We start from the raw sequence: 7,800 nt of genomic DNA, 5'->3' as shown, positions 1-7,800 counted from the left end.
CACACCACGGACACCGCCGCACATGAGGACGACCGACTCGCACCGTTGGCCTCGATCGCGCCCGCACTGCGGTTTGGCACGTCGCCGCTGATCGGCTCAGCCGATTTCATGGATTTGGCCACCCTTCATGAGCAGCCGCTGTGGCTGGCCGAACGGTTAGCCACGCTGTTGGAGCGACGCGCGCAGGAAGGGCCGATCCTGCTCGCCATCGACGACGGGCAGTGGTGTGATCCGCTGACCGTGTTCATCATGCGCGTGCTGCCGAAGCGGCTGATCGCCGCGCCGGTCGCGTGGGTGCTGTCGACCAGGGCGGTGCCCGGCGGCGGTCCGGCCGAACTGATCGTGGACGCGGCCCGCCCGGATCTGCCGATCACCTGGCTAGACCTGAGGGCACTGACCGAGGACGCGGTGCTCGCGATTGCCATGGATCGGCTTGGCGCGCGGCCCGAACCGGCGGTGCTGCGCAGATTGTCCAGTGCGCACGGCAACCCGTTCCTGGCCGTACAGCTGTTGGAGGGCCTTTTCGAACCGGCGGCCGATGGCGCCAACGGGCCTGCGGTGCCGATCGGTCTGCTGGACGGCGTGCGCAGACGGGTCATCGCGACCTCCCAGCAGTGCCGGGAGTTGTTGCGCACCGCGGCCGTGATCGGGCCGGAACACCAACTCACCGACGTCGCCGAATTGATCGGGGTCCCGGCGGCGCGGCTGACCGACCCGCTGGTCGAGGCGATCAACGCGGGACTGCTCGCGGACGAGGGCAGCGTGGTGCGCTTCCGGCACGAATTGTTGCGCCTAGCCGTATACGAGGACCTGCCGCCCTCGGGCAGACGCGCCCTGCATCGCGTCGTGGCCGAGCATCTGCTCGCCCGCGGACGTGGCTACGCGGCAGCCGCGCCGCACGTGCTGGCCACAGCAGAGCCGGGTGACTCGGCGGCGGTGGACGTGCTGCGCAAAGCCGCCCACGAGGTGCTGGACACGATGCCCACCACGGCGGTCACCTTCATCCGGCAGGCGTTCGAGCTGGTCGACGCGAACGATCTGGCACGGGCGGAGATCGGGGTCGAGGTGGTGTCGATCCTGCTGGCCGACCGGCAGTTCGACGAGGCGACCCGGTTCGCGGACACGCTACTCGCCACGCCGCTCAGCGCCGAGTTGCGGGCGCGGGCGCGGTTGTTGCTGCTGCCCAGGTTGTGGTTGACCAACCAGTACGCCGAACTCCTCGACCGTGCCGCGGATCTGGGCGCGCCGAGCGACCTGGCGGCGCGCCTGGCAGGCTATCGGGCGCTGGCTGCGGCCGAATCAGTGGAGCTGACCGACAGCGATCCGATCGCGCGCGTGCTGGCGACCATGGCCGCCGCCGAAGCCGCGGACCGGGAGCGCGACTACGCACGCACACATGCGCTGTTCGTGTCGGCGCACGCGGCAGCGCAGGGCCTGACCGGGTACGGCGCGCCCGAGCCGGGCCAGTTGGCGCAGCGCGCACTGTTGGCGTTGGCCCGGTTGGACGATATAGACGGCGCATTGACCGGGCTCGGCGACAGTACCCGGGACGACTCCTGGCAGGCACCGCAACTGGCGCTACTACGCGCGCAGCTCGCGTACGGCGCGGGTCGGGTGGAGGCCGCGGCCGAGGCGACGGCGACCGCAGCCTCGGTGATGGCCGAAATGTGCGACTACACGGTCGAATCACAGATACGCCTGATGGAGGCGCTGCTTGCGCTGCTGCGCGGGGACAACGCACCGGCACGGACGGCGAATCTGCCCCTGACCAGCGCGTTTCTTGCCGATGTCGAGGGCGATCCGCGCGGCGCGGCCGAGCTCGTGGCCGCGTTGCGGGCCGACCACCGTTTCCCGTGGCCGGAGGAGTTGCTGGTGGGTGCGGCCGCTTCGGCGCATCATCGCGGTGACGCCGACACCGTGCGCGCGGCCGCTGAAATGCTCGGCGAACTGGCCGGGCGCAATCCGAACGTCGCCAGCGTCAACGGCGCCAAGCTGCTCGTCGACGCGCTGTCCACAAACGATTTCGAGCCCGCGCTCACGCGCCTACGGAAGACACCTCGACTGTTGCTGGCCGCCAGGGCGAACGAAGAACATGGACGATCCATCGTGGACACGAAATACCGCGAGGCCGGACTCGCGGCGCTCGACGCCGCGCACGACCGGTACGCCGAACTCGGCGCGACCGCCTCGGCGGTTCGGGTGCAGCGACTACTCCAGGCGGCGGGTGCCCGCCGACGCCGCTGGGCGCCGATACCGCAGCGGCCCGAGCAGGGTTGGGACGCGCTGACCCAGATGGAGCGGCGGGTGGCCCTGCTCATCGCGGACGGCCACACCAACCGGTCGGCCGCCGAGGAGCTGGTGCTCTCGCCCAGCACGATCAACACCCACCTGCGTGCCGTGTTCCGCAAACTCGACGTGCATTCGCGAGTGCAGTTGGCCAACCTGGTGCTGCGCGGGAACGACCCGTCAGCCCGCTGATCGTGGGCCGACGGGTCGCGGAACGTACTCAGCGCGCCGCGCGCTCGATCACCGAGACGATGATCTGCGGATGCGAGACCGGCATGTCGTGCGCGGAGTCCACCGCGTAGATGGTCGCACCCGCGCGTTGCGCCATGAACCTCTCGGCGGCCGGCGGGATCATCTTGTCCTGACTGGCCACGATTTCGTACAGCGGGATACCGGCCGGAACACTCGCGGCGGCCGGCTCAGTCGCTGCGGCCTGGGTAATCGGGCGCTGCGTCGCGGCAGCCACGGCGGCCTGGGCCCGGGTGCGGTCCGCGGCGAACGCGGTGCGGAAGTCCGCAGCCTTGATGTAGAGGTCGGTGCCACCGGGGACGTTCACGGTGTAGCTGGTAGCCGGGCTAAGCAGGGAGCCTGGGAACATGTTGCTCAACTGCAGCACGCTCTCGCCCGCCACTGGGATGAACGCCGCGGCATAGACGATCGCCTTGATCTGCTTCGGGTCGTTCGCGGCGACCTCGGTGGCGACCGCGCCGCCGTAGGAGTGCCCGACGAGCACGACAGGGCCGTTGATGCTGCGCACCAGGCTGGTGACATAGGCGGCGTCAGAGGCCAGACCGCGCAGTGGCACGGCCGGCGCGATCACCTGGTAGCCGTCAGCTTCCAGTTCGGCGACCTCGCTGTCCCAGCTGGACGCGTCGGCGAACGCGCCGTGGATCAGGACTACGGTCGGCTTCGCACCGTGTTCAGCCGCGGCCGCGACTTGCTCGGTCGTGTCGGTGTGCTGGGCAGCCGACGCGGTAGTGGCCAACGTGGTGGACAGAGCGAGGACACCGGCGATCACAGTCGCGGCGATTGTCCAGTTCTTCTTCGACAACGTGCACGTCTCCTTGGTGAATCTTCCGCTGGTGCGGACAAGGAAACCAATGGAGCCGGTCCCGCCGCGTCGAATGAACGTGGTAATTCGCAAGTATCGATTCAGACGCCGTGGAGACCGGGTGCACCCATTTCTCACCTGAACGCAGGAGATCGATTCGACGTCGTAGACGCACGCCACCGATCTGGGTTAACTGAGCGCGGCAACGCCGGTCCGCAAGCAGGACAGGCCGTTCGGCTCGGCCGACCACCGGCTGCACCGGTGGCACCGCTTCGAGGGGGCCGAGCCCGCGGACGGCGACCGCGCGGTGGAGGAGAAGATGTTCGCCGACACTGGCGCGATAGTGCTCGGCAGCCGCATGTTCGACGTGCACGGCTACGGGGTGGAGCGATCGGACGCACGCGTCTCAAGTCAAGCGATCGATTGCTTGACAGAAAGTCAAACAACTGCTTGAGTTCACATTGTGCGGGCTAATAATGTGGATCTGCGTCGTGAGGCCGGCCAGCGTACCCGGGACCAGTTGCTGGTGGCTGCCCTGGATCTGCTGGCGGAACGAGGCCCGGAGGGCGTGACGCTACGCGAGATCACGGAGGCTGCCGGGGCCAACGTCGCGGCGGTGAGCTACCACTTCGGGTCGCTGAAGATGTTGTGTGAGACGGCCGCCGAACTCGCACTGGAACGGTATCTGGACGTTCAGCATGGGGCGATGAGCGCCCTGGCGCCCGAGTCGACGCTGATGGAACTGGCCGCGGCGTTCGCCCGGCCGATGGTGGATGCGCTGGCAGCGGGTGGGCACGCTCTGGCGGTCATGCGGACCGTGGCGCGGTTCGGGGCCGATCCGCCGGAGGGCTGGGATCGTCTGGACGGCAAGTTCGACGAGACCCGCGCAGACGCCCTGCGGGTGCTCAAGGTGCACCATCCCGGGTTCAAGGAGCAGGAGCTGATCTTTCGGATCCGGTGCGCGGCCGGCATGGTGAACTGGCTGGCACTGGCGCCTATCGGTGCCGAATTGGCAGGCAAGTCCACCAAACAGATCGAACGCCTGCTGTTGCCCGTTCTGGCCGGCGCGTTCCGGGGTGATCCGAGCGCCGGTTGATCTTCCCTGGCCGGGGAGGGCCGCGGACATTGCGCGCGGCAGTGCGGTACGTGCGACGAGTAAGGCAAGCGTTCGCTTGACTGGCTCTCGGCCACTTTGGGCGTGCCTAATGCACGGTTCATGTCCCTGCTGACGTCGAGGCGATGGTGCGCTCACGCGTACCACTGTGCGGACGGTGATGTCCTGGACGTCCCAGGGAGGGAGTCGACTCGTTCGCCGAAGACGGCGTGTTCGACGGCCGACAACAGCAGCTGCCTCGGTGGACGCCGGGTGCTGTTGTGGCCGGGATGTCCAAGGTCGCGACCCACCGTGCACCGGGGCGCCTTCACCAAGCCGTTCGAGTCGCCTGCCGGTCTGATCCAGCCGGCCGGGGCCTAGATCGACATCCCAACCGCCGACTTCTGATGCGTGCGTGACGGCAGGACCGGGTGTTCTGCTGCGATCCCGCGGTGAACGTCATGCTCGCGCGACTCGGCGTCGACCCGGACCGCGCGTCCGCGATCGCCGCGCGTCATTCGACAGACGAATCAATTCAAACGTTCGCTTGACATGTCCCCGGCCTCATCATAGCCTCTGATCAAGCAATCGTTTGATTTCTATCGAGGGAGCTCACGATGACCACCAAGGTCGAAGAGGTAGTACGCAAGGCGTACCACTATGCGGAGGGCGACGTCCTGGACGTCCAGGCGTTCGTCGACCTGTTCACCGAGGACGGCGTCTTCAGAGACATGGTCAACGGCCAGGAATACCGGGGGGAGCACCTGGGCGACGTCCTGACCTGGATGACCAAGTTCGCGCCCGACATCCACCGGGAGCTGCACAGGGTCACCGTCCTCGGGGACGTCGTCGCGATCGAGTTGTCGATCCAGGGCACCTTCACCCAGCCGTTCGAGTCGCCCGCCGGTCTGGTCCAGCCGACCGGCGCGAAGCTGGACATCCCGACCGGGGACTTCTGGTACGTGCGCGACGGCAAGATCTCGGAGTTCAACTGCTATGTCGGGGTGAGCGTCATGCTCGCGCAGCTGGGCATCAACCCGGACTTCGCCTCCGCAGTGGCCGCCACGCCCGCGACCGCATAGCAAGGCCGACCGACCAGGAGTGCGCGGCCGCAGGAGCGGCCGCGCACTCCTCATTCGCACCCTGATCAAGCTCGGGCCATGGAGGGGAGCTAAGGAAGCCGCGCTCTACAACGAGCGGCGCCTGCATACCTCGATCGGCTACCAGACTCCGACCGAGTCGCGCGTCGTTCGGCAACAGTGGATGTCAACGGCAGCGCAGGGCGAGGGTGTGAATTGACGTGACAACTCCACCGGGTTCGCTGGTGCGTGTCGCTCACCCTGCCATGGTCTGCGTGTTGGTGGTGATGAACTGCGCCTGGCCGGGCTTGACGGCTACCGGGTCCGGCACCGGCCCGATCGGCGTTGGCTGCTGTGCCGGCGTCTGCACGTTGAACTTGGCGATGAACGTCGCGCCCTTGATGAGGATCTTCTTGCCGTTCTTGGTCTGCACGGTCTTGTTGTTCGGCATCAACGTGACCTGCAGCGTCCCGATGCCGGGAATGACGAACGGAGGCGCGGTGTATGGCATCGGCGCCATGAGTGTCGGGGGCAGCTCGTCCCCCTCCAAGCACACCGGCTTCCCGCCGACCAGAACGCTCTGGCTGCTGCCCACCAGCGGGACCGGCGCCATCAGCTGCGGCACGATGGTCGGCGGCGCGATCGTCACCTGGATCATGTCCCCGGTCACGATGATGAAGTCGTCCGGCATCGGGCCTCCCTCGGTAGTCGGTGGGACCGTAGCCGGTCTCCGCGCCCGCAGGTAGGTCTGGAAGGGCAGTTTCGGGTGCCGCTCGACCGGGCCCCGACATAGCCGGAGCGCCCCAAAAGCGCGGCCAGATCTGTGGTCAAAAGGGTTCGTCTCCATCCCGTCACTCTGGCGGCGCTTGCGCAGTCGGGCGCCGGAATGGAGACGAACAGGAACGCGGTGCGCACATCTGCGTCATTGGCAATGCGCGCACCGGGCGGATCACGGCCCAGAAGAGACGGAGACGGCGCCTGATTTAGGCTGACAGCATGGCCCGCCAGTCAGCGGCCGGTTCTCAGCTCACCTGAGCTCAGCCTTGCAGAGCAGGGGCGACCTCCTTGACGAACAGCTCGATACCGGACTTGTCGTACGCGGCCTCGGCGAAATTGAGGATCGCGTACGTCATGCCCAGGGAGGCCAGTTCGGTCAGCCGCTCCACGAGCTGCTCCGGCGTGCCGGCCAGGGGATCGTTCGCGGCCATCTGGACGCGGCGCTCGAGTTGTTCTTCGGTCAGATACGGCTGGTAGTGGCTGCGGATCCAGGCCAGGCGGTCCTGCACGTCCTTCTCGGTAGCGCCGATCACCACGTTGTAGTTCGCGCTGCGCACGATGGCGTCGAAGTCGGTGCCGACCTCGCGGCAGTGCTCGGCGAGGATCTGGGACTTGCGGCGGAACCCGTCCGGGCTGCCGTCGAAGTTGGTGTAGGAGGCGTACTGCGCGGCCGTGCGCAGCGTCTTCTTCTCGCCACCGCCGGCGATCCACAGCGGGATACCGCCCTCCTGCAACGGCAGGGGACGGCAGATGGCGCCGTCGACCTGGTAGTGCTGCCCGTGCAGGGTCGCGACGCCCTCGGTCCACAGCTGGCGCATGATCTGCACGCCTTCGTCCAGCTGGGCCAGGCGCTCGCCCGCGGTGGGGAAGCCGTAGCCGTACGCGCGCCATTCGTGCTCGTACCAGCCGCCGCCGATGCCCATTTCGACCCGGCCGCCCGACACGATGTCGATCGTGGCCGCGACCTTGGCCAGATAGGCCGGATTGCGGTACCCCATGCAGGTGCACATCTGGCCGAGCCGGACCCGCTCGGTCGCCGCGGCGAACGCGGCCATCAGCGACCACGCCTCGTGCGTGGCCTCCTCGGTGGGCACCGGAACGGTATGGAAGTGATCAAATACCCATATTGATTCGAACGGGCCGTTCTCGGCGGTGCGGGCGACGCCGAGCATGGTGGACCAGTGGTCGGCCGGGTCGATCCCGGTCAGGTCCAGCCGCCAGCCTTGCGGTATGAAGAGTCCAAAACGCATGGCCCTCACGCTAGTGCGGAAGATCCTGTACTAGCCACTGCTCACGTGATCAACCCGAGAGCCAAGAGAACGGGTCGACTCCGCTTCCCTGGTCTCAGATTTCACCCGACGGGGTGATGCGTGCGGCCCGAGTCCTGCGGGGCAGGACTCGGGCCGCGTATGTCGGGGCGTTGATCAGCTGATCGGGACTGCGTTGCTTTGCTGGGCCAGGTCGTTGCGGCGAGCCTTGACCAGCAGGCCGACGACCACGGCTGCGGTGGCGAG

At 67.6% G+C, this 7,800-nt stretch carries 6 protein-coding genes; 3 read left to right on the top strand and 3 right to left on the bottom strand.

Annotated features, from left to right (window positions below; translation table 11 throughout):
• On the top strand, window positions 1-2,478 hold a 2,478-nt coding region (locus tag VGZ32_RS09100; RefSeq protein WP_326885449.1), incomplete at its 5' end, for a LuxR C-terminal-related transcriptional regulator.
• 28 nt (window positions 2,479-2,506) lie between these two features.
• Here VGZ32_RS09100 and VGZ32_RS09095 read toward each other — a convergent pair.
• Window positions 2,507-3,337, bottom strand: coding sequence for an alpha/beta hydrolase (locus VGZ32_RS09095; RefSeq protein WP_326885448.1), 831 nt, complete (start codon window positions 3,335-3,337; stop codon window positions 2,507-2,509).
• A 478-nt stretch (window positions 3,338-3,815) separates the two neighbouring features.
• On the opposite strand from VGZ32_RS09095, the gene VGZ32_RS09090 reads away from it, so the two are divergent.
• Window positions 3,816-4,433 carry a TetR/AcrR family transcriptional regulator gene (locus VGZ32_RS09090; protein ID WP_326885447.1) on the top strand — a complete coding sequence of 206 codons (618 nt, stop codon included), beginning with the start codon at window positions 3,816-3,818 and terminating at the stop codon, window positions 4,431-4,433.
• 614 nt (window positions 4,434-5,047) lie between these two features.
• Window positions 5,048-5,512: a nuclear transport factor 2 family protein gene (locus VGZ32_RS09085; protein WP_326885446.1), complete on the top strand. Its 465-nt coding sequence runs from the start codon at window positions 5,048-5,050 to the stop codon at window positions 5,510-5,512.
• Window positions 5,513-5,765: 253 nt separating this feature from the next.
• On the opposite strand, the gene VGZ32_RS09080 is transcribed toward VGZ32_RS09085, so the two are convergent.
• Window positions 5,766-6,200 carry a hypothetical protein gene (locus tag VGZ32_RS09080; protein ID WP_326885445.1) on the bottom strand — a complete coding sequence of 145 codons (435 nt, stop codon included), beginning with the start codon at window positions 6,198-6,200 and terminating at the stop codon, window positions 5,766-5,768.
• 346 nt (window positions 6,201-6,546) lie between these two features.
• Window positions 6,547-7,536 carry an LLM class F420-dependent oxidoreductase gene (locus tag VGZ32_RS09075; RefSeq protein ID WP_326885444.1) on the bottom strand — a complete coding sequence of 330 codons (990 nt, stop codon included), beginning with the start codon at window positions 7,534-7,536 and terminating at the stop codon, window positions 6,547-6,549.
• Window positions 7,537-7,800: the final 264 nt, after the last annotated feature.

Source organism: Actinocrinis sp. (genome assembly GCF_035938995.1).
In the GTDB taxonomy this organism is placed as follows: domain Bacteria; phylum Actinomycetota; class Actinomycetes; order Streptomycetales; family Catenulisporaceae; genus DASZGI01.
Note: the sequence above shows the minus strand (reverse complement) of the source record. Positions and strands in the feature narration are given on the sequence as shown.